Annotated in this window: 21 protein-coding genes; 7 read left to right on the plus strand and 14 right to left on the minus strand. The window is 53.5% G+C overall.

Annotated features, from left to right (window positions below; all coding sequences use genetic code 11):
• The 4 genes from HOJ95_05745 to HOJ95_05760 all read right to left on the minus strand — a co-directional run.
• Positions 1-245: glycine/betaine/sarcosine/D-proline family reductase selenoprotein B (locus HOJ95_05745; GenBank protein ID MBT6394184.1), on the minus strand; the 245-nt coding region annotated here is incomplete at its 3' end.
• 150 nt (positions 246-395) lie between these two features.
• A complete protein-coding gene (locus tag HOJ95_05750; GenBank protein ID MBT6394185.1) occupies positions 396-1,652 on the minus strand; it encodes a hypothetical protein in 1,257 nt (418 codons plus the stop codon).
• A 285-nt stretch (positions 1,653-1,937) separates the two neighbouring features.
• Positions 1,938-3,218: a hypothetical protein gene (locus HOJ95_05755; protein MBT6394186.1), complete on the minus strand. Its 1,281-nt coding sequence runs from the start codon at positions 3,216-3,218 to the stop codon at positions 1,938-1,940.
• A 93-nt stretch (positions 3,219-3,311) separates the two neighbouring features.
• Positions 3,312-4,862 (minus strand): thioredoxin domain-containing protein, encoded by a 1,551-nt coding sequence (locus HOJ95_05760; protein ID MBT6394187.1) that lies wholly within the window; start codon positions 4,860-4,862, stop codon positions 3,312-3,314.
• A gap of 377 nt (positions 4,863-5,239) precedes the next feature.
• Between HOJ95_05760 and HOJ95_05765 the strand changes: the two genes are divergently transcribed.
• From HOJ95_05765 to HOJ95_05775, 3 genes are all read left to right on the plus strand, one after another.
• Positions 5,240-6,343 carry an Ldh family oxidoreductase gene (locus HOJ95_05765; protein ID MBT6394188.1) on the plus strand — a complete coding sequence of 368 codons (1,104 nt, stop codon included), beginning with the start codon at positions 5,240-5,242 and terminating at the stop codon, positions 6,341-6,343.
• Positions 6,344-6,662: 319 nt separating this feature from the next.
• Positions 6,663-6,977 carry a cupin domain-containing protein gene (locus tag HOJ95_05770; protein ID MBT6394189.1) on the plus strand — a complete coding sequence of 105 codons (315 nt, stop codon included), beginning with the start codon at positions 6,663-6,665 and terminating at the stop codon, positions 6,975-6,977.
• 105 nt (positions 6,978-7,082) lie between these two features.
• On the plus strand, positions 7,083-7,586 hold the full coding sequence (locus tag HOJ95_05775) for a VOC family protein (protein MBT6394190.1): 504 nt from the start codon (positions 7,083-7,085) through the stop codon (positions 7,584-7,586).
• Positions 7,587-7,662: 76 nt separating this feature from the next.
• Here the strand turns inward: HOJ95_05775 and HOJ95_05780 are convergent, their stop codons facing one another.
• Positions 7,663-7,932: a hypothetical protein gene (locus HOJ95_05780; GenBank protein MBT6394191.1), complete on the minus strand. Its 270-nt coding sequence runs from the start codon at positions 7,930-7,932 to the stop codon at positions 7,663-7,665.
• A 108-nt stretch (positions 7,933-8,040) separates the two neighbouring features.
• A complete protein-coding gene (locus HOJ95_05785) occupies positions 8,041-8,190 on the minus strand; it encodes a hypothetical protein (GenBank protein MBT6394192.1) in 150 nt (49 codons plus the stop codon).
• A gap of 124 nt (positions 8,191-8,314) precedes the next feature.
• Between HOJ95_05785 and HOJ95_05790 the strand changes: the two genes are divergently transcribed.
• Together HOJ95_05790 and HOJ95_05795 are read left to right on the plus strand one after the other, a co-directional pair.
• Entirely contained in the window at positions 8,315-8,839 is a 525-nt protein-coding gene (locus HOJ95_05790; protein ID MBT6394193.1) for a DinB family protein, read from the plus strand.
• A gap of 381 nt (positions 8,840-9,220) precedes the next feature.
• Complete coding sequence (locus HOJ95_05795) at positions 9,221-10,984, plus strand: hypothetical protein (GenBank protein ID MBT6394194.1); 1,764 nt, start codon at positions 9,221-9,223, stop codon at positions 10,982-10,984.
• A 324-nt stretch (positions 10,985-11,308) separates the two neighbouring features.
• Here the strand turns inward: HOJ95_05795 and HOJ95_05800 are convergent, their stop codons facing one another.
• The 6 genes from HOJ95_05800 to HOJ95_05825 all read right to left on the minus strand — a co-directional run bounded on the left by HOJ95_05800 (position 11,309) and on the right by HOJ95_05825 (position 17,390).
• Positions 11,309-12,100, minus strand: coding sequence for a hypothetical protein (locus HOJ95_05800; protein ID MBT6394195.1), 792 nt, complete (start codon positions 12,098-12,100; stop codon positions 11,309-11,311).
• A gap of 199 nt (positions 12,101-12,299) precedes the next feature.
• Positions 12,300-13,019: a dienelactone hydrolase family protein gene (locus tag HOJ95_05805; protein ID MBT6394196.1), complete on the minus strand. Its 720-nt coding sequence runs from the start codon at positions 13,017-13,019 to the stop codon at positions 12,300-12,302.
• 74 nt (positions 13,020-13,093) lie between these two features.
• Positions 13,094-14,077: an NADPH:quinone reductase gene (locus tag HOJ95_05810; protein ID MBT6394197.1), complete on the minus strand. Its 984-nt coding sequence runs from the start codon at positions 14,075-14,077 to the stop codon at positions 13,094-13,096.
• Between the two features lie 79 nt (positions 14,078-14,156).
• Positions 14,157-15,050, minus strand: coding sequence for a DMT family transporter (locus HOJ95_05815; GenBank protein ID MBT6394198.1), 894 nt, complete (start codon positions 15,048-15,050; stop codon positions 14,157-14,159).
• A gap of 122 nt (positions 15,051-15,172) precedes the next feature.
• Complete coding sequence (locus HOJ95_05820; protein ID MBT6394199.1) at positions 15,173-16,141, minus strand: dihydrodipicolinate synthase family protein; 969 nt, start codon at positions 16,139-16,141, stop codon at positions 15,173-15,175.
• Between the two features lie 55 nt (positions 16,142-16,196).
• Positions 16,197-17,390 (minus strand): acyl-CoA/acyl-ACP dehydrogenase, encoded by a 1,194-nt coding sequence (locus tag HOJ95_05825; GenBank protein ID MBT6394200.1) that lies wholly within the window; start codon positions 17,388-17,390, stop codon positions 16,197-16,199.
• Between the two features lie 186 nt (positions 17,391-17,576).
• Here HOJ95_05825 and HOJ95_05830 point away from each other — a divergent pair, with 186 nt between their 5' ends.
• Entirely contained in the window at positions 17,577-17,993 is a 417-nt protein-coding gene (locus HOJ95_05830; protein ID MBT6394201.1) for a cupin domain-containing protein, read from the plus strand.
• A 31-nt stretch (positions 17,994-18,024) separates the two neighbouring features.
• Here HOJ95_05830 and HOJ95_05835 read toward each other — a convergent pair whose 3' ends face one another.
• Complete coding sequence (locus HOJ95_05835; GenBank protein ID MBT6394202.1) at positions 18,025-18,279, minus strand: hypothetical protein; 255 nt, start codon at positions 18,277-18,279, stop codon at positions 18,025-18,027.
• A gap of 131 nt (positions 18,280-18,410) precedes the next feature.
• The gene (locus HOJ95_05840; protein MBT6394203.1) at positions 18,411-18,938 is read right to left on the minus strand and encodes a DUF664 domain-containing protein; all 528 of its coding nucleotides are present in this window, start codon (positions 18,936-18,938) and stop codon (positions 18,411-18,413) included.
• A 311-nt stretch (positions 18,939-19,249) separates the two neighbouring features.
• Between HOJ95_05840 and HOJ95_05845 the strand changes: the two genes are divergently transcribed.
• Positions 19,250-20,293, plus strand: coding sequence for a polysaccharide biosynthesis protein (locus tag HOJ95_05845; GenBank protein ID MBT6394204.1), 1,044 nt, complete (start codon positions 19,250-19,252; stop codon positions 20,291-20,293).
• Positions 20,294-20,466: the final 173 nt, after the last annotated feature.

Consider the following 20,466-nt stretch of genomic DNA (forward strand, 5'->3'; position numbering starts at 1 on the left):
ACAAAAAGCTCGGCCCCGGCAGCCCGCACCTTTTCCACAACGGCGGCCACAACTTCGCCTTGATTCTCAACCGCGTGGTTGTCGCCGCAAACGAGCGTGCTCACGACCTGGGCACCATCGCCCATTAACTGCTCAAGCAAACGACCCGGCCCCACGGCCTCGGCCCGCTCCTCTAAAGGAGCGCCTGCCGCCTCCTCGCCGCCGATGCCCGCGAAAAATTGATTGATATAGTGAACGATTCTCATTGCCCGTCCTCCTGCACCTAGTCAGATAGTTTATTCTACCACACTAAAGACCGACATCTTTATATATCGCTCACCGCGCAGATCGCCGAATGGCAGGAGGAGGAATCACCCCCCCCCCGGCGCTGGGCCAAGGGGGGGGGTGATTGATAGTTAGTTGTCCTCGAACAACGAACCGGCCCTCCAATCTTCTGTGCCGGATACGCTGCGACCATTACCCCCGCTCACCGAGGAAGAGATTCCGCTGGCGGTATTACCCGCACCGCCGCTGACGGCACTTGCGGTCCCACTTGCAGTGTTGGTGTTGCCTCCACACACAGTGGAAGCGCTTGCGCTGGCTGTGCCAGTAGTGCCTCCGCATACGGAAGAATGTGTACTGCTGGCAGTATTGACGTTGCCACCGCTGATGCTGGAAAAATCGCCGCTCGCCGTGTTGGCGTTACCAACTGTTCCGCCGCCGCCGCCGCTGATGCTGGCATAGTCGCCGCTGGCCGTGCCGAAACGGCCGCCGATGACGCTGGCGGCGACCCCGCTGGCATCGTTATCTCCACCGCCGCTTACGTTGGCATAAAGACCGAGCGTCGCGCTATTCGCATTCGCCGAATCGCCCGCAACATTATCCACCCCGCCGCTGGCGCTGGAATATTTGCCGAGCGCTTCGTTGTCTTTTCCGCCGATAGCACTGGCGTAATCCGCGCTTGCGGTGTTGTTATAGCCGCCGCTAGCACTGGCGTAGTCTGCGGAAGCGGCGTTGTCGAAACCTCCGCTCACGCTAGCGCCCGTGTCACTGGCGGTGTTTTTGGCTCCTCCGCTTACCGACGAATAACTGGCGCTGGCGGTGTTTCCATTTGTGCTGGTAGAGTCGCCACCCCCGCTCACACTGGAATAATTGCCACTCGCGGTGTTGTAGCGCCCTCCGCTGACGGTGGCGTAGGCACCGCTGACGGTGTTTTCATCGCCCGCGACGAAACCGCCGTAATTACTGTAGGTGTGCTTCTGGCCGACAATGAGGTTGTGCGAGCCGTCCCGGTAGTACGCGGGCGGCGAGGTGGGCGCTTCGTTGTAGCCGATGATGAGGTTGCCCGTGCCGTTTTCGGTGGCGGTTACCGCGCTGGCGTGGCCGTTTCGCACATGGAGGTTGCAGCCAGTGAGGATGAGGTGTGGCCCCGCCAGACCGTTGATGGTGCCTGTATCCTTGGTCAGGCAGGAGAGCAGTGTCTCAAGATACTTGATGCGGCAGCGGTGCTGCTTGGCGAGGCAGCCGCTTCCTCCGTTTTCGTTCTCGACATCGGTCATCCTCGTGTCGAGCGTATGCCCGTCCATGTGATCGGCGAGCGCCTCGCCCGGCAGCGCAAGCAGCGCGACGGCCATGAAACCGGATACAACGAAAAACAATAGTCTTTTCCGCATGAGTGGTTCCTCCTTGGGGTTCGTTTCGTGGGGTTTCTGTATATTGCTTTGATCGTTAACGATAAGTTGAATATCATCAATAAATTAAATTATAGATGTAACGGCGGTCACACTTTTAAATATTTTTTGATTTGTTTTATTGGACTGGGATATTGTTCAAATAATTAAGCGAGGAGCGTTCCCGGAGACAAAAAAAAGCCCCGAGGCCTCTTAGAAAGAGCTGATGGGACGCGATTAAACCATGTGCCGCGCTCCACCTCCCAACCTACCGATTAATCCATCAAGCTAATAAATAATCGATTGAATATGTGTGGCACCCTGTTGGTTCGTGACGCCCACAACACTCGCCCCGCCTATTTCTCGCGCAGCCGCCAGCGTGCGGGCCGTCACGGCGTCGCCCGCGATGGCGCGCCCAGCCTCGGGAAGCGCAAATTTGGTGTCGTCTCCCCCGCAGTAAACCACCGCATCCACATCCGGGAAATTAAACAGCAATGCCGACTCCACCCGCCGGTCCCCCGACATGTCGGAGACCATCACCGCCGTTTTAACGCCCTTGCTCTCCAGAATGTTCGCCGTCACCGCCATGTCCATGTGGGGAACGCCGCCGCCAAATTTCGTGAGCACAGCGGCATCGGCCCCGAGCCCCCACTTGGCAAAATTCGCCGCCGCATGGCAGTTGCGGTCACGATCATCGTTGTCGGTGGCGGCAATCGTCCCGACTGTTCCAACAAAATTAAGCTCGCGTTCTTGGTGCCGCCGGTAGAGGTCGCAGATCACCGGGTGGTTTTGATAAAAATACGTTTCCTGCCCGCCAAGCGAGAGGACATACGCGGGCACAATCGCCCCGTCGAGCCACTCGTTCGGATGAAGAAGGAGCGGCATCATTCCGTTCGTGTTGACGCCGTAGACAATCTGCTCGTCCACCTCGGGGGAGCGCTGGCGCGAATATATTTGACCGACATAGGCGACCCGCGGCAGCCCTTCTCGGCCCGCCTCGGCGGGACCAACAGGGCCCAAAATCTCCGAGCTGGCTGGCGTCTCATCCATCCCCGCACTGGCGAGATAAACCGCCGCCTTCACGCTCGCCAAACGGCCCGCGTTCATTCTGACATGGGGGGCCAGCTCTGCTCTGGTGCGCGAGGTCATAATGAGATGGTGAAGTGTCGCGTAGTGCGAGTGTTCCGAGGCCGGGCCGCTCATCTCTAAAATGCGGTCCTGCCGCCCGCTGCGCTCGGCGGCGGAGAGCTCGTTCAAAACCGTGACCGCCGCCCCCTCAAGGACATGCGTTGTGCCGTGTCCCGCCGTGGCAACCTCCCCCAGGATACCGGGAAAATCGGGGCTCCCGCCGGGCGCTTTTGCACGGGGCTCGATGATGTCGAACACCGATCCGGCCCGGGCATCCTCACCAGGGTGAACGATTTCAAAATCAGCCCCCACAAGGCGATCATCCTCTAAAAGATGGGCGCGAAGCTCTCCTTCGTTGATGATGAGGGTTGTACCATCGAGGCGCGTAGCGCCCCCGAACTGAATATCTGTAACCTGATGCCGGGCTATCGTTAGTTCCATATTCTTTTCACTCCTCGTGTGTGACCCATTATGCGCACGGGTGCCCCGCTCTTTTCAAGTCGCCTGCAGCGGCATAACCGCTCTGAGTAGGAACTAAATCAACTCACCCAGCGCCCGGCCATAGGAGGCGGCATAGACGCCATAGGGGGTGAGGTCTTCGGTGAACGCGGCAAGGGCCCGGAGGGCAGCCTCTCGGTATTTTGATTGCCCTGAGGCCTTGGCGAGTTTGAAGAAGAAGCGGGCGGCAAGGCCGTTTTCGGCAACCAGCGTGAGCGGGTGGCGTAGGTGTGCCGGGCCAAGTTGCCCGATGTCATGAAACCCGCCAGATGGGTTTGCGTTAAAGGCGAGCAGAACATCGGCAAGGAGAAGGGCTCGCTCTAGGTAAACGGTATTCTTCTCCTCCCGGTGGGCATCAAGCATGGCGAGGCCGGTCGTGGCCTGATCGATTAAAAGGCCGGGGGCTTGCGCCTCGCCGTCGAAATAATGGGACATCGGGCCAATAAAAAATCGGCAATGGGACCAAAGAAATTCTAATATTTCTAGCGCACGTTTTTTTAATTTCGGGCGCTCAAGGACACGGGCGGCCTCAAAATACGCAGAGGCGGCAAGGGCGTTGGCATCGGTATAGATAAGCTCGTCGATTATCGAGTACCACCTGGCGGGGTCAGCTGACGCAGGATCGCCGCCCGGTGGGCGCACAAAATCCTCGCAACCGAAAAACGAGACGCTTGCGGGCGAGTCGCTCGGAGCCGAGTGGCTCGGAGCCGAGAGAGTGGTGTCCATGTATTCAACGATTTCACCTGCGAGATTTCGGTACTCATCGCGGCCAGAGAGCCGGAAGAGATAGAGGCAGTTACTCAAAACACCGGCATGGTCGGCGAGGAGCTTTTCGCGATGGGGCTCGCTCCAATCGGGTTTGGATGAATAACGGAAAAAACCGCCGCCACGGGCGTCCCAGGTTGCGCCCGCGCGGAGCTTATCTAAGGTGAGCGCGACGTGGTCGAGATAGCGAGCCTCGCCAGTTGTCTCGTATCGGTAGAGCAGAAAATCCAAAGCCTCGGGATGAGGAAAGCGATGCTCGGATCCAAAGCCGCCGTTTTCACTATCCGCCATCGCCATGAGGGCGGCGGATATTTCAGAAATAGCTTCGAGATGCGGTTTATCACTTTTGGGGACGTGAACCTTAAGCTCGGTGGTCTCGGTAGCGGGGGCCTCTGTAGAGGGAACCTCGGCAGGGGGCGCTGCGCTGGAAAAATTATCCTTGGCCGCTTGGTAGGCGGTGTGGACCCGCACGAGGACATTGGCAAAATCTTCTGTATCGAGGTAGTTCACCGTAGCCAGCGGCTCGCCGCCGGGGGCCATGAAGATGATGGTGGGCCAGCCGTTGTGGTTGTAGCGAACATCAACATCGGGGCGCTGGGCATTTTCACAACGCACGGGAACGAAGTAGGCGTTTAAGAGGGCCGCCACCTCTTCATCCGAAAAAGCCGTCTCGTCCATGCGCTGGCAAAAAGCGCACCAAAAAGCGCCGATGAGGAGCATGACGGGCTTGTCTTGCTCGCAGGCGCTCTCAAAGGCCTCTGGGCCCCACTCGCGCCAGCGGATGAGGTGGGCCGTATTGGGATTGGGTGAGTAGCGGATCATGCAGATACCCTACCTAAGATGAGCCAACCCGAAAACGCGGGGCGATGTAATTTCAAAGAAAAAAGAGCTGCCCAAAATGCGAGAAGCGCTCCCCGATGGGACCTGGACCATCACCAGTAAAAAAGAAACGGCTAATTTCCAGGAGATAAGAGTTACTGGAAACATCCTCACTTTTGAGCGCACCTAATGCCGCACTGGGCCCATCGACAAATAATCCTGTTAGCAATTGATTTAAAACGTGTTATCAAAACGCTCAAAATCAAGATTAGCGCCCTATGTGCGGCATGTGGCACTGATGACCTCGCTCCCCTCGCGCCTGGACCGATCCGGCACATATCCATGATAATGCGGCCTCATTCTCAAGGGAGACTTTAACCATGGTTGAATCCAGCTCATTGCCCGAGGGCACCCGTCGCTATCCCCATGAATTTGCCCGCGACTTCATCGCCGCCGCTATCCGCGCCACAGGCGTTTCCGAGGATCACGCCCAACTAGTTGCCGAAGTGCTCATCAGCGCCGACCTTCGCGGCGTTCGCAGCCACGGGCTGGGCCGCCTTCCCATTCTTGTTGATACTTTAGAGCATGGGGGCCTGAACAAAAACTCAAGCTATGAATTTCACGCCGGAAGCAACACCACTGGCGTTCTCGACGCCGACAGCGGGCTCGGCCCGGTCGCCTCAAGCAAAGCCATGGATCATGCACTCTCGATGGCCGAGGCGCAGGGAACGGGATTTGTCGCCGTCCGAAACTCAAGCCACCTGGGATATCCCGGCTACTGGGCCAAAAAAGCGTCGGACAAAGGATTTATTGGAATCTGCATGACCAACGGCGGCCAATTTGTAACGCCCACCTTCGGAATTGAGCCTGCCTTGGGAACAAACCCCTTTAGCGTAGCCATTCCCGGTGGAGACGGCGGAAAAATCTTCCATCTCGACATCGCCACCTCGACAGTTGCCAGGGGAAAAATCGAAACCTTCCTCAGAGAGGACAAACCAATTCCACCAGGGTGGGTCCCAGAGTCTTATGGCCCATTAAAACTGGACGAGCGGGGAATACTCCCGTTCGACGTTCCCCTTTTGCCGCTCGGGGGAGAGGGAGTTGCCACAGGTGGGCACAAAGGTTTTGCGCTCTCCCTCATGGTGGAGCTTTTATGCAGCATCCTTTCAGGCTTTGATGATATACCCGAGGAAAAATCCGATAACGATGGGACGCCAACGTTTCCCGCAGCGGGACATTTCATGGGCGCCATCAAGATCGGAGGATTCCGCGATCCCGCCCTCGTTTATGCCCAAATGGCTGGAATTCTAAGCCGCATGGAGAACGTGAAAACGGTTCCCGGCCAGGACCGCGTTTACATCCCCGGCGAGCTGGAAACCATGGCCGAGGAAGAGAGCCGCCGGGTGGGCATTCCCGTGACTCCAGCCGTTCTAGAGCAGATGCAAAAGCTAAACGTGCGCTTAGGGCTTAGCTTCGATTTGTGAGGACAGCCTGCTATTTGGGAGAACGATGTCAGCCAGGCAATCTCCTTTGGGTGCAACATGCCGCACATATGGCCGCCCGAAAATGGGAAATAAGGTGTAATTCATTTAAATTCAATTATTTGAGCCTAATCCACTATATACGGCGACCGCTCGAGTGCATCATCAGCCAGTTAGATCCAAAACCGTTTAATAACAACACGTTAAGATCCTTCACCGCCTCATGCAGCGCTCACCGCACATCGAGGAAATGAGCGCACCATCCATTTTTTGCCAGCCCTTTCTTTGAATGGCAACTTTTTCATCGTATGGAGAAACCGACATGCCCTTCTACAATCCCGATAAGATCGAGCCCACAAAAATGCCGGGCAGAAACCGCGAGATGATCATCGCCGGAGAAAACCTCCTGATGATGCGAATAGAGCGCCACAGCGCAGCGGCGGGCGGTCATAGCCACCCGAATGAGCAAATGATCTATCTGCTCGAAGGACGAGCCCGGTTCCGTCTCGGGGACGAGGTGCGCGAGGTAGGCCCAGGCGAGGCCGTCCACGTCCCGCCCAACCTTGACCACGAGCTTGAACTCCTGACCCCCACCATCCGCTACATCGAAGTCTTTAGCCCGCCGCTTGATCTCTAATCGCCCCCCTCGGGGCGCGGCGGGAGAGGGGTTATTTGCATTGCAAAGAATATGGCAAAATAGAAGAAATTATTTTTCGAATCTTTTTCATCAAGGAAAGCATCCATGCGAATCACCACTCTCGACCACCTTGCCCTGTCTGTTGGCGATTTAGATAAAGCCGAGGATTTCTATTCACGAATTTTGGACGCCAAGCTAGTCCACCGCATCGGCGCCTCCGAGGCAGACAAAGAAATGAAACGCATGCCCCAGGTAATTATGAGGGTCGGGGACATTACCTTTAACCTCAACGCCGGGGAGCCCGAAATCCCGAGCGGCCACTTCATCCACTGGGCCTTCAAGGCCGAGTTCGAGGATCTCGACACCTGGATTGAGACTTTCAAAAATGAAGGCATCAAATACTACGGCCCCTTCGGGCACGGGGGCGTCGGGCGCGTTTCCCTCTATTTTCACGACCACGTGGGCTATCTGTTCGAGCTTGGAATGAAAGTGGCTGACTGGGAAACCGCCAAGGCCGCAGTGATAAAGCGCGGCGGCGCCTTCGGAAGCACCGAGGCCACCTACGACCCCGACGAGTGGGAGCGCATCGACAAAAAATACAACGGGTGAGCATTTCAAATAAACAAACGGCCCGGGCAGGGAGTTTTTCACCCCACCCGGGCCGCCTTACATCTCAAAAGGGAAATTATTTACATTTCTCTTTAAAAAACTGTTTGCCTGCGGCTTGTCCAATAGCTTGATAATCACCGTCAAGCTCACCCTCTGTAGCCAATTCCGTTGTAGCCTCGGAGGAGGCTTCGGATATCGCAGCCCGACCACCCTTACAAATAGCTGCAACATCGCCGTCGGCCATTTTAGAAACAACTTTATCAGTGTTCTCATCGGCATGAACAGGTCCAGCCAACAAAAACAAAACGGCGGCGGCGGCAAAAATAGATCTAATTACGTTACGCATGTAGATTTCCTTTAAGATAGAGAACTGAAAAAAATTACTTTGGCCCACAAGGGATTTGCTATATAGCAATATTCCTTATCTCTATCAACTCTATTTGTTCTTAATGAATCAGGCGCCACCCTCGCCAGCAGAAAAAAACCGTTCAAGGCCGCAGTGATAAAACGCGGCGGCGCCTTGGGAAGCACAGAGGCCACCTACGACCGCAATGAACAGGAGCGAATCGACAAAAAAAATATAACGAACGAGCGACCAGGGCATGGCAAGTCTTGCTTCAACCTCGGACCCATTTTCGCTACAATCAGGCCATTCAATCGCTATCTGAAAATTTTCGTTCCACCCATTGCTCCCGTGTGCGGCGGGGATTGCCTTAGGAGAAAGACCAATGGAATCACCAGTATTTTTTATGAACGTTCTGGCCCGCAACGCCCTGCAAGTGCAAAAGGCCCTGGTGGGCATGACCGAAGAAGACCTCCGGATGACCCCGAATCAAGAGAATGTAAACCCCGCTGGCTGGCTCGTTTGGCACCAGACCCGCTTCGTCGACACAGTGTTCTCCCACATCGGCGGGAAGACACAGGCCTGGGTCGAGGGCAACTGGAGCGAGAAGTTCCCCGGCACCCCCCCGGAGCCCGAGAAAACCGGCCGGTTAGACACCATGGCACAGGTGATGGGGATGACTTTTACGAGCGAAGCCCTCACTGCCTATCTCGATGCTGCCCTTGAGAGGGCAAAGGACGTGGCCTCGGGCCTCACCTCTGCCGACTTCGACCGGGAAATAGAGAATCCCGTCCGCGACGGGAAGATCAAGCTCGGCGACATGCTCGCCATCGTAACCACAGACTTCCTTCATCACTCGGGCCAGGTCTGCTTGCTGCGGGGCTACATCACCGGGCCGGGATGGTGGTAGAAAAAACAAGCACCAACTTTGTAAGCCGGTGCGATATTTCAGGGCGGATGTTGCGAAAATTGACCTGGAAAAAACCGGAAAAACCTAAAAATCGAAAAAAATCAGCGGAATTGTGGGGGAAATCCCCATAATTATTTAGGGGTGTTCTTCGATTTAGGTTTTTCGTGCTTTTCTTGTTTGATTTAAGCGACTTCTTACACCCCCAGCCGAAAGGGGGACTTGGCGAGAAATCTCTCTTCTGTCAGTCTTCTTCATCGGCGGTTCTTTTGGTTAAGGTCTTGGGCATCCCATTTTCCAGTGTGGCTCAGGGAAGTCGCTTCTCTAATTTCAACAGCCTATGGGATTACGCCTCAAAAGTTGTTTCTAGAGGATTCCTTGGACATGACAATCCTTGCAGGTTTTCGCTTTGACAATGGAGCCGTGATAGTCGCGGACAGTCGGGCCACCTGGACCTCATCATTAGGTGCCCTATCTTCTTTCCAAGACGAGCTTCAAAAGATTATGCCTCTCGATAGAAAAATCGCCATAGGGTATGCGGGGGATGTCCAATTAGCGAACCTAATCGCAAATCAAATTAAGAAGCGGATTCGTGAGAAAAAACGCTTGAGACACCCACAGAAACTTTCTACAGAAGTCACAAGGATTGCCCGCCATTACTTCAGACTTCATAAGTCACGCTTGGGCACACAGCCCCCTGTCGTCTTCCTCCTTGGGGGCGTAACGGACTCGGGTAACATACTCATCTATTCATACGAATCTCCTAAATTTGAAAGAAACGAACTTAAAGGTCACTTCACTATCATGGGCTCGGGGAGCGGAATAACCCCAATAATCAGCGAGAAGTATGCTGAAATCACTGCGCAAGATATCGATTTAAAGAAAAGAGCCGATCTCCTACGTGGGCAACTTGAGAGTGCGCTATCGCATACTTCCATTCCAACGGTCGGCGGTTTCTTTCAAATTATTCTCCTCGACGAAGACGGGGTTCGACCTCTCAACTACGGACTCATAAATTTAAACCCATTCGGAGAAGGCGAGGCAAAACGTATTTATTTCCAGTCTGGGCGCTGGATTCAACAGGACGAAAGACAAGATATAACCATCCCCCTATTAACCCCCTCCGAATTGAGTCAAAAAGGCCAACGACATTTCGAATTTCACGACTTTAGATTGCCGGATGCACAAACGGCAAAACCGCACTTTCATTTGACCTATTTTCTTACCTGCATGGAAAACCAGCTCGATGTCGGGACAGCAGAATTTCGAGGCATCTATTCACAAATGGCAGCTGTTCGATATCCTATAACCTTTCCCAATCGAGTCGCTCTTGGATTCTGGGGGCCAGCGGGCACATATCCACTCGAATTCTTTTTGGAACAGGAAGGCTCAAAGAAAGAGGTATTTTCCAGTGATTTCACCATTAACTACGCCCCAGAAGAACAGGACCTCTTTATCGAATTTCCACTCTCAATTGAGCGCCCGGGTCCAGTGTTTCTGGAATGCCATTTAAACGGAGAATTCTTGGGTAGGCGAGCGTTGTATTTCGGTACGGTTGAAGAGCCGGCTCTCGGCAGTCCAAGAGAACGACAGCAATTTCACAACACACTTACAGAAAAGATTCTGGCCCTCCACCGGAATTGCTCCGATCCTGTTATCGAGGGAAAGGGAACGGGAACTTTAGTATATTTCCACCTGTGCCAGGGTTGCAGCATCGAGGACACGAAATTGAAATTTAAAAACCAGTTTCTGGTCATATATTCGAAGGCCTACCCATTAAGAAGTCGCGTCCACGTCGCAAGTGCCTTTCGGTTCTCACCCGGTCCCCATCAAGTCCGGTTGTCATTGGTCAATGCCGCAACCAGAGAAGAACATCCCTTTAACACCGCTTCCATCGAGGCCTCCTCAAGTTGCATTGTTTCCCCCATTCATGGTGATTTGATCATGACAGTTCCAGGACCAGGAATATATTTCGTTAAAATTTATATTGACGATGAACACGTCGGAACGGCCCTACTTGCGGCAGAAACGGAGAAGCCTGTTTATTCCTACACCCTCTCTGAAGATCAGGAAAAAGCAATTGCGGCTGGACAAGTTTCTGTCCTATTGAAACGTTCTGAATCATTGGATGAAGCAAAACAATTATGACGCACTGGTATAACCAACTGCAAAAATGCTAGGGAATGCTGCGAAAAGAGGCCCGAAAAAACCCAAAAAGATCATAAAACGAGGGTGGAATTATAGGGGAAATCCCCATAATTATTCAGGGGTGTTTTTGATTTAGGTTTTTCGTGCTTTTCTTATTTGATTTTCGCGATTTTTTCCAACTTTTAGTTAAAACAAAAACCCCCGCCCGGTAGCCAGGCGGGGGTTTTATTTAGTTCAAACCGGCTTTCGGCAGTCAGAAGCTAATTCTTTGGGTCCCTTGCTACAAGAAATGACAACCTTTGGAAGTAACCCCTGTTAGAGTGTTTATCGGTGGTCAGTTGAGACCTGCTGTTGGACGGCAGCATCAAACTCGGATTGGTTCCAATATTGTCCTTTGCCATCGTACTCAAGTATTTTCCACTCGCGTATTTTGTTCCAATAGATAATGAGCGAGCGGAGCTTAGTGGCGTGCTGACCTAGCAATGGTTTGATCAAGATCGCCGATTTGAAATCTAAGGTTGATGGTTGTGTCTTGCCGTTATACTCGGGATGGTTGTGATATTGCCGAATTTCATCGCATTTCAATCTGTAGACATGATCCTTCCATCTAACTGGGTTGTCTGCAGCGGAACAGCGGTTCAGGGAACCTATTGAAGCAGTGACACGAACGGCGATTCCCTTACGCATAAATGCAGTAACAAATACCTCCCGTCCCTCTCTGTGCATACCCACAGCCAGCGTCTCTTCCAAATCAGATAGAGACTTACCTGCCAGATCGTAGGATTTCTTGAACTGCTCCCCTTTTTTCCTGGCGGGATACCTGTCGAAAATATCACCAATTCGCTTGCGAAGCCTAGCAATTTCTGTTGCGATTTGATTGGAACGTTCAACCCATTGTCGGTAAGTATGTGAAGTGAGTTTCCAGAAGTAGTGGAAGAGCTGAGAGCTACCAAAAAAAACAACACCGCCTATGAAAAATGATAAGAGAGAAATCAGAGGCGCATTGGCCACAAATACTGCTAAGACCGCTGTGAAAAAGGCAGGAATCCCTCGGGCCCTTATCAGTTGGGACGAAAGCTTAGACCCCTCAACTTGGAGGATGTCATAATGAGACATAGAGTAATTTTCCAAATAAAATTCAATGAACTTCCAATTGATATTTTATTTAATTTTATTTAGCACTGGCTAAAAATAATTAGATCACCCCCTATGGGAGTTCTGTACCTAATGGACGTATCTCCGTTACAGTTCTGTGTATTGGTCCGCTGGGCCGCCCAGAATTTTGTGCGGCAATAGATCGCCCTGACCGCTGCTACTACTTCAACTTCTCATTGAAGAAATCCACCACTTTCACCCAGGCATCATCACTTGCCGAGGCGCCGTAGCGGTCCGCGTTATCTTCCCACTGGAAGGCGTGTCCGGCCCCGTCGTAGCGGTGGAATACATAATCGACCCCCGCATTTTTTAGTGCAGCCTCATAGTCGTTCACATCCTCCGGTGAGGGGTTCTTGTCGTTGTTCCCGAAAAACCCAACGAGCGGGCAGGGAATCTTCGCGGTCAACTCGACTGCCGGGGGATTTCCCTCTCCGCGAACCTCCTTGACCCCGCCGCCGTAGAACACGGCACACGCCTTATAAAGTGGGTTCGTGCAGGCACCCAGCCAGGACACGCGCCCGCCCCAGCAGTGGCCGACGATTCCAATGCGCTCGCTGTCCACGCTATCCAGAGCCGAGAGCACCTCAAAGCCTTTGAGAAGATCGGGGGCCGTCTGGGCATCGTTGAATTCATCGCGTTTGGCGTCCATTGCGTCCTCCTTGGGCCACCAGTGATAGAGAAACGGAATCGATACGGCAAAACCGTTCTCGGCAAAGCGCTCGGCCGTCTTGATGGTGAACGGATCCTGCTCAATGCCCTGATGACCGGGAATGTGCTGGCACAGTACAAGCCCCGGATGCGGCCCGGCCCCTTCGGGCTCGAACAGAAAAACCTCCATCGGACTTCCCTTAACCTCTGTCATTTCTATGCGATAGGACATAGTTATCCCTTTCTATTTAAGAGTGATGCCCCCTCGTGGGGACAGCAAAAAACGAAACTGAATTTTTATGGCAATTAGAAAGTCAAAACCAACTTACCGAAAAACTTACCGCTCAGCAAAACATCATGACACTCGTTGGCCTGCTCAAACGGCATCTCACGGTCAACGGGAACACGCAGATTATGCGTCTTCCACATTTTATTCAAACCCGCGATTACCTCCGAAATGACCGGCGTGAGGTTTCTGGCCGATATTCCATAGACGGCCAAATTTTTTCCCATCATTCCCGAGACATTGACCGTCGTCATCGGGCCTTTTCCGGTTCCCATCCCGACGATGACTACCCGGCCCTTGACCGCCGCCGCCTCAAGGTTCTTGCTGAAGTTCTCGCACGCAGCAACATCAACGATAACATTCACACCCACATCCCCGGTCAACGCCATGACGCGGGAGGGAAAATCCTCCTCACGATAGTTGATAGTCTCGTCTGCGCCATAGGAGAGACAAAATTCGGCCTTCTCCTTTGAGCTCACAGTCGTGAGAACGCGGCAGCCAAGCGCTTTGGCCAGTTGAATGGTGGCGATACCCACGCCACCAGCCCCGCCATGGACGAGCACTGTCTCGCCCGCCGTAACTTTTGCCTGAATAACCAGAGCGTGCCAGGCAGTTTGAAAGCCCACAGAAAGCGCCGCCGCCTCTGTGAACGACACGCCCTCGGGCATGAGCGAGGCGCAATTTTCTCTCAACAATGCGTATTCGGAATAAGCATCTCTTGTCGAGCAATAGCCAAAAACTTTTTCACCCTTCGAGAAGTTTGATACCCCCTCGCCGCACGCCTCCACTTCGCCGGAAATTTCACTACCCAGCACATGGGGCAGTTTAAGATGAGAAACATAGTTGGGCAGCCCTCTTCGTATCGAAAGATCAACCGGGTTCACGCCGATGGCCTTCACCTTGACCAAAACCTCGCCCGGCCCGGGGGAGGGCACCGGTATATCATCGAGAACCATGGGCTCTTTCAACGTGTCGCTGTATGCATGCACTCTCATCGCTTTCATTGAAGCACCCTTTCTGAAAAAGGTAAAAAAATTCTATCCCGAAAATTCAAAAAAATTACTTGGCCATCCGGCAAGCATGCTACCCAATAACCAAAAGGACTGTTCCCATAACAACCGTTATGGCGCCAGCCGCCACCCGAAAATTCACCACCTCATGGGCTTGCAAGAATAAAACGGAAATCGCGACGACAAAAAGTGGCCTCGACTGCGTCAGCGGTGAAACGAGGGTCAGCGGTGCATGTGCCAGCGCTACATACATCAGCGAAACGCCTAGGCTTGCGCATGAGCCCGTAAGCGCCAGAAGCCCCCATGTTTTTAGCGTCCAGTCCCTTACTTGAGAGGCAGGGTTTCGCCCGCCCATGAGCGGAAGGTAGGCCACTATCGCAATGGCATTGGCGTAGACATTCGCAAAGTTAGGTGATGGAAAATCCGCCAACACCGCCTTGGCCATCGCCGTGGCCGCCCCGAAACAAAAGCCGCTCAGGAGCGCCAGCCCCACACCTATGACAAAATTCTTTGCCGCACCGCCTTCGGTCTCACCGCTTCGGCTCTGGGTGAGCAGCACGCAACCGAGTATCACCAACGCGGCGCCACCGCCCGAGACAACGGTTATGCGCTCGCCGAGGAAAATAATCCCGAGCAGAATTGCGAAAAACGTGTTCGTCGTGGCCAGCGAGCTTACCCGCGCCGCGCCGATGCGCTTCATACCAGCAAAAAGAAACGTGCGCGCGAGCACAATTCGAAAAATTCCGGCCAGGCCGATGATTACCAGGGGCCATCCCCAAATAAACGGGGCCTCGGCAAAATCTCCCTGTATCAGAGAAACCGCCACGAGGACCATCATGCCGAAAATCGCCGTGGCCCCCGTCCCGACGACTGAGTCAATACCACGCACCGCCATGCGGCCAAAAACATCCCGAAGCGCAAGCAGGAACGCCGCTCCCAGGGAGATTGCAACAACAAATCCGCTCACAACCACCCCGCCTCACGGTTTTCCATCCGGGCACCAGAACTTTTCCATCGCATCCAGATGCAACCTGACATTCAAAAAATCTTTATTCCGCCAAAGGAAATGTCAACCGTGTAATAAAGCGGCTATTTCCCTTTATCCAGTATTCCCGTCGCTTCAAGGTCTTTTCTAAACGCACGTTTTTCGGCCGCCGTGAGCGATACGACAGGAGGCCGCACACCGCCTGCGGGTAGGCCCAGCACATCGGTCCACTCCTTGAGGTAGGCCGTCGTCCGGCCGTTGGGGCCCGTCGTGAAGTATTTTTTACGGACAGCCCGAAGCGGCTCAAGCGAGTAGTTAATCGCTGCGGCCTTTTCCATGTCGCCTGCCTTTGCCGCCTCGTAGTAGTCGCGAATCGGGGTATAGCCCGGCACCTGATAGAGAAAAGGCGTCGGCGAGGACATGTGCACCTGCATCCCCAAATGGGCGTAACCAACCAGGAAACGCTCCTCGTCCGGATCGCAGACGACAATCTCATCGCCCACCCGGCGGCGAACCTCCGCTTGGTGTGCCATGCTGGGCACAGCGTTTTTGACACAGCAAACATTTTCGAGGCCCGCGAGGCGCTCGATGAGCTCGGGGCTCAACGTCGTGCCCGATTTCGGCTGGTTGAAAAGCGAGAGCCCGATTTCAATTTGCTCGCAGATGGTTTTGAAGTAGAGAAAAATTTCGTCGTCGTCATGGGCCCCATAGACGGGATTGATCATAATCGCGTAGTCGGCGCCGACCTCCTCGGCGTGTTTCGTCAACTCGACAGCTTCCTTAATGGTGACTTGCGGGGTGTGTGGGATGGTTTGGGCTCCCCCCCGGCTCTCCTCGCAAACGATGTGCTGCACACGCTTGCGCTCCTCAACCGAAAGCGCCCAGTACTCGCCCATAAGACCATTGCAGAAAAATCCGTCGATTTTAAGATCGTCAATGCAGGTGCGCACCAGAGTGCGGAGCCCCGCCTCGTCAATCTCGCCGCTCGGCGTGTACGGAGTGGTGAGCGCCGCCCAGACGCCTGTCATCTTTTCTCTGCAATACGCTTTTGCTTCATCTGTGGTGTATTCCATTTTCTTTTCCTCCCCTCGTTTAAGAAAAAGACATCAGACCTACATCCCCCGACCACTATTCAAGCGACAGTCCAGTGATCCGAGAACTAATCTTAATGCGGAAAATATGGTTGTTCCCCGCGCCATGTAAAAAGGAAATAACATCCCTGAGATACTTTTCGATGGGACACTCGCGCATGTAGCCCATTCCGCCGTGAACCTCAAGCGCCAGGCGACAGACCTCATACGCAGCCTCGGAGCAAACCACTTTAGTGAGCCAGGACATCTTCGGATCGTACTCCTCGGCGTGGTCCACCGCCCAGGAAGTGCGCCAGAGCACCGAGCGCGCCGCCTCAAGCCGCGTGTACATCTCGCCAATCATCTGGGCAACGGCCTGATGCTGGCCGATGGGCTTGCCGCCCTGCACCCTTTCCTGCGAATAGCGCACAGCCTCCTCAAAAGCAGCCCGGCCCGTTCCCAGCACGGTGGCGCCGTAGCCCCCCCTTCCCCGTGCCGTTCGGCTGTTGCGAAGAGCCTCGGCCCCGCCCTCCTCCCCCAGGCGGTTGGCGACGGGCACTTGGGCATCCTCGAAAATAAGAGTCGCGTTGCTCAATAGACGACGGCCCATCTTGTCGTGGATGCGGCTAACGGTGAAACCGGGAGTGTCTGCCGGCACCAGGAACGGGGTCATACCCGCAAGACCGGCCTGCGTCTTGTCGGTTCGGGTGTAAACAATATAAAGCTTGGCGGTGCCCCCGTTGCTGATAAATTGTTTGGTGCCGTTCAGGCGGTAGTTGTCGCCGTCGCGCTCGGCGCGCATCTGGATGCCGGCACCCACCTCCGCATGGGGCAAAACGTGGTCCGTCCCGGCATCGGGCTCCGTCATACAAGTCGCAAGATGAAACCGATCATCGGAGACAAATGATGGGAGAAATCTTTCCTTCTGCTCCTCGTTGGTCCAGTGCTCGATGATGGGAGTGAATTTCCAAGTTTGATCGAAGGTTGCGGCCACCCCGAGGTCGCCCGCGCCAAGCTCTTCGCCTACGATAGAGAGCGTGAGCATGTCAGCGCCACCGCCGCCTCGTTCCTCGGAAAGCGCTAGGGTTCGGAAACCGAGTTTCGCGCCTTCCTCAACGACATCAGAAGGAATACAATCCTCGGGTGTTTGCTCACGATCAAACCCGGCCGCGACGGGCCGAACATGTTGCTCAGCATAATCTCGGGCCAGCTTTTGAAGTGCCTTTTGCTCATCAGTAAGGGAAAAATCCATCGTCACCTCTAATTTAATAATGCCCAACAAAAAACGAGTGAGTGAAAACGATCTTCATCTCTCCGACCAGAATTTGAATATTAAATAATTCTTACATATATTAGATGAAAATGGGCAGCAGGCAGACGAACTCACTACGAAAATTATTATTTTCAACGGGTTTTATTCTAATATAGGAGAGGAACAATGCCATTTTACAAGCGATCGGAGATGGAGGTAGCTAATCTTTCCGCCCAGCCCATGGGCAAGTTTCAGGGCTTGGCGGGCGAATTGATGAAGGTAGGATTTGCCACCTACGAGAAAGGCAAAATTTCGCGGCCCCATTTCCACCCCAACGAGGAGCAGTTTATTTACATCGTCGAGGGGAGGCAGTACATGGTGCTCGGCGAGGAGGAAGGAATCATCGGGCCCGGCGATCTAGTGCACATCCCCAGAAACACCAAGCACGCAGGCATCATTATCGACGAGCGGGTTGTCATGTTCGCGGCCAAAAGTCCCTCCGGCAACGGTAACCTCGCCCAGGACCACAACGACGCTGAGGATGCTGATGAAATCACCGCGCATCTCAAAGCCAAATACGAAGAATACACGAAGGCAGATTAGCCGCTATCGGGGGCGGGAAATACTTTCAGCTTTAACCAGAGGACGCGGCGCTTCCCTCTGACGCGTTTTGCCTAATTTTCATATGCCATGCCCCCACCAATAGACCCAAAACATTTAGCCACGGCGAGGGAAGGAAAAGAAACATCGCCGCCGCCACCATGATAATTCGATCATTGGTTCGCAATAGAGCGCGGCCATACCCCATTGCCGCCATCACAATGAAAATGATTCCCACGCAAGACACAACAAGCCGGTAGGCAATTTCCCCGAAAGTGCCCTGGAGCAAAAGCAACTCGGGATAATAAACAGGGCTAGCAAAATTGATTGGAAGCGTCGAGGAAAATTTTCAACATCAAGAAAACCACACCCGTTGAAAAACCTTGAAACAGCTACAAAATTTCGGTTTTTCCCTCCTGCCTAAGCCCTACCCCAGCGCTTTTCCTCGAAAAAACCTCTGAGATACGCCACCTGGCCAGCATGCTGGGTATTGTCGGCTATGATGCTCACCAACCGCACCCCGAGGGTGGGCAGGGGATCGTACTGCGGCTCATCGAGTTCGCGATCAAGATCGGCGGGTCCCAGCCCGGCAAGGTATTTTTTGCTTCGCTCTAGCGCGGCGTCCGCATAGCCGAGAAGGAGATCGGCTGAGGCGACCTTGAAGGCGGCAACTTCCTCAAAGCTGTGCCCCTGTCCCGTTTCCGCATCATCAGGGGGCATACTAAAGCTGTCATGCCATCCCTCACTCGTCCACAATTGAGGGACCGCGGCCAAATCCGCCATGTGGTCGTCGTGAACCCGGGTCAGGTGCCAGGCCGTCCAGGCCATCGAGTTGGAATGCGGCGCAGGCATTCGGCAGAGCATTTCGCCCGATGCGCCCTCGAGCGAGCGGTGCAGGATACCGTTGATCCTTCCCAGGCCTTCAATGTATATCTCGCCTACTTCCATGATTATCTCCTTGCGTGGCATCGAAAAATATAAGCGGCGCCAATACGAAATAACGACCCAAAAACCATACAGCTCTTGCGACCAGCATTATTTGATAACGCCACCCTATCTCACACCAGCGATAAAATCACGTTGGCCACCTAGCCTTGGGCGCAATTCCCTGTAAAGTGACTATACCCAAAAGGGAGGCTGCCAAAATTTGAACAATGATGATAGTTGCTTCATAATTCACCCAACACTCGACCGGCCAGTGAATATAGCATTCGCTGAAAGTACGCATTACCCAGAGGTTTTTAATTTCAGGAGTTTTCATGGATTGGGACTTTAAAGATAAAAAAATACTCGTAACAGGGGCCTGTGGAACAGTCGGACACGAGTTGGTTCGCACATTACTAGAAAAGAATGCAGGCCATGTATCTGCATTCGACAAAGACGAGACAGGTGTTTTTTTCCTTGAAAACGAATTTGCCGAATACGCAAATTTCAGCGTACACCTAGGTGATGTGCGTGATTTCGACCGTGTTGCCAGCGTGATGTTCGATATCGACTTGGTATTTCACGGAGCGGGTTTAAAACATGTCATCGTTTGCGAGCGTTCCCCGTTCGAGGCTGTTCAGACAAATGTTCTGGGAACACAAAATATTGTAAAAGCGGCACTGCACAATAACGTGGAGCGTGTGATTTTCATGAGCTCCGATAAAGCCGTGAACCCCACCAGCGTGATGGGCACCACAAAATTAATGGGAGAGCGCCTGATTACCGCCGCGAACAGCATTGCGTCGAATTCAAAAACAATTTTCGCATGCAGTCGTTTTGGTAACGTCATTGGCTCGCACGGCTCTGTGTTAACAGTATTCGCAAAACAAATAATGAACGGCGAGGATGTTACGATAACGGACAATAAAATGACCCGTTTTGTCATGACCCCCAAACAATCAGTGAGGTTAGTTATTCGGGCGATGGAGCTTGCACATGGCGGCGAAGTATTTGTGACAAAAATGCCGGTGGTCGCCATTCCCGATTTGGCCAGCGCCACCATCGATTTACTTTCACCCAAATATGGCCACGCACCAGATTCAATTGGCCTGAAAATCATCGGAGCAAAAGCCGGCGAGAAAATACATGAAGAGCTTATGAGCGAGGAGGAGGTAAATAGGAGCCTTGAGCTTGAGGAGCAATTTGTGATCCTTCCTGCCTTTCGCGGAGTCTATTCCGGCATCGATTACGAATATGCGGGAGAAACACCCCAGAAGGTAACAAAACCCTATCGCTCCGATCTTGAAAAATCGTTGAGCACCGGCGAGATTCGTCAATTCTTGAATGAAAACGAGTTGCTCGAGGAAATTAAATTTTAATATCCCTCAAGATTAAACTGCATGTCTTGCCACACAAACCGGTGTAGGCAACGAAAACATTCCCTTTAACTTCATTGACCGATCAATGCCGCACCCGGTAGGATTCCCCCGCTATTTTAAATCCTTTTGAGAGGAAACTTGATGTCAGAGCGCGTATTAATCACCGGAATCAC

The organism is Nitrospinaceae bacterium (assembly GCA_018669005.1).
Taxonomy (GTDB): Bacteria; UBA8248; UBA8248; order UBA8248; family UBA8248; genus UBA8248.

Bases quoted from the DNA above. Each gene is read 5' to 3' on its own strand.
- HOJ95_05800 (MBT6394195.1), bottom strand. From the start codon at position 12,100: ATGTCTCATTATGACATCCTCCAAGTTGAGGGGTCTAAGCTTTCGTCC.
- HOJ95_05755 (MBT6394186.1), bottom strand. From the start codon at position 3,218: ATGGAACTAACGATAGCCCGGCATCAGGTTACAGATATTCAGTTCGGG.
- HOJ95_05780 (MBT6394191.1), bottom strand. From the start codon at position 7,932: ATGCGTAACGTAATTAGATCTATTTTTGCCGCCGCCGCCGTTTTGTTT.
- HOJ95_05760 (MBT6394187.1), bottom strand. From the start codon at position 4,862: ATGATCCGCTACTCACCCAATCCCAATACGGCCCACCTCATCCGCTGG.
- HOJ95_05765 (MBT6394188.1), top strand. From the start codon at position 5,240: ATGGTTGAATCCAGCTCATTGCCCGAGGGCACCCGTCGCTATCCCCAT.
- HOJ95_05775 (MBT6394190.1), top strand. From the start codon at position 7,083: ATGCGAATCACCACTCTCGACCACCTTGCCCTGTCTGTTGGCGATTTA.
- HOJ95_05770 (MBT6394189.1), top strand. From the start codon at position 6,663: ATGCCCTTCTACAATCCCGATAAGATCGAGCCCACAAAAATGCCGGGC.
- HOJ95_05810 (MBT6394197.1), bottom strand. From the start codon at position 14,077: ATGAAAGCGATGAGAGTGCATGCATACAGCGACACGTTGAAAGAGCCC.
- HOJ95_05830 (MBT6394201.1), top strand. From the start codon at position 17,577: ATGCCATTTTACAAGCGATCGGAGATGGAGGTAGCTAATCTTTCCGCC.
- HOJ95_05845 (MBT6394204.1), top strand. From the start codon at position 19,250: ATGGATTGGGACTTTAAAGATAAAAAAATACTCGTAACAGGGGCCTGT.
- HOJ95_05750 (MBT6394185.1), bottom strand. From the start codon at position 1,652: ATGCGGAAAAGACTATTGTTTTTCGTTGTATCCGGTTTCATGGCCGTC.
- HOJ95_05820 (MBT6394199.1), bottom strand. From the start codon at position 16,141: ATGGAATACACCACAGATGAAGCAAAAGCGTATTGCAGAGAAAAGATG.
- HOJ95_05805 (MBT6394196.1), bottom strand. From the start codon at position 13,019: ATGTCCTATCGCATAGAAATGACAGAGGTTAAGGGAAGTCCGATGGAG.
- HOJ95_05840 (MBT6394203.1), bottom strand. From the start codon at position 18,938: ATGGAAGTAGGCGAGATATACATTGAAGGCCTGGGAAGGATCAACGGT.
- HOJ95_05795 (MBT6394194.1), top strand. From the start codon at position 9,221: ATGACAATCCTTGCAGGTTTTCGCTTTGACAATGGAGCCGTGATAGTC.
- HOJ95_05785 (MBT6394192.1), bottom strand. From the start codon at position 8,190: ATGCCCTGGTCGCTCGTTCGTTATATTTTTTTTGTCGATTCGCTCCTG.
- HOJ95_05825 (MBT6394200.1), bottom strand. From the start codon at position 17,390: ATGGATTTTTCCCTTACTGATGAGCAAAAGGCACTTCAAAAGCTGGCC.
- HOJ95_05790 (MBT6394193.1), top strand. From the start codon at position 8,315: ATGGAATCACCAGTATTTTTTATGAACGTTCTGGCCCGCAACGCCCTG.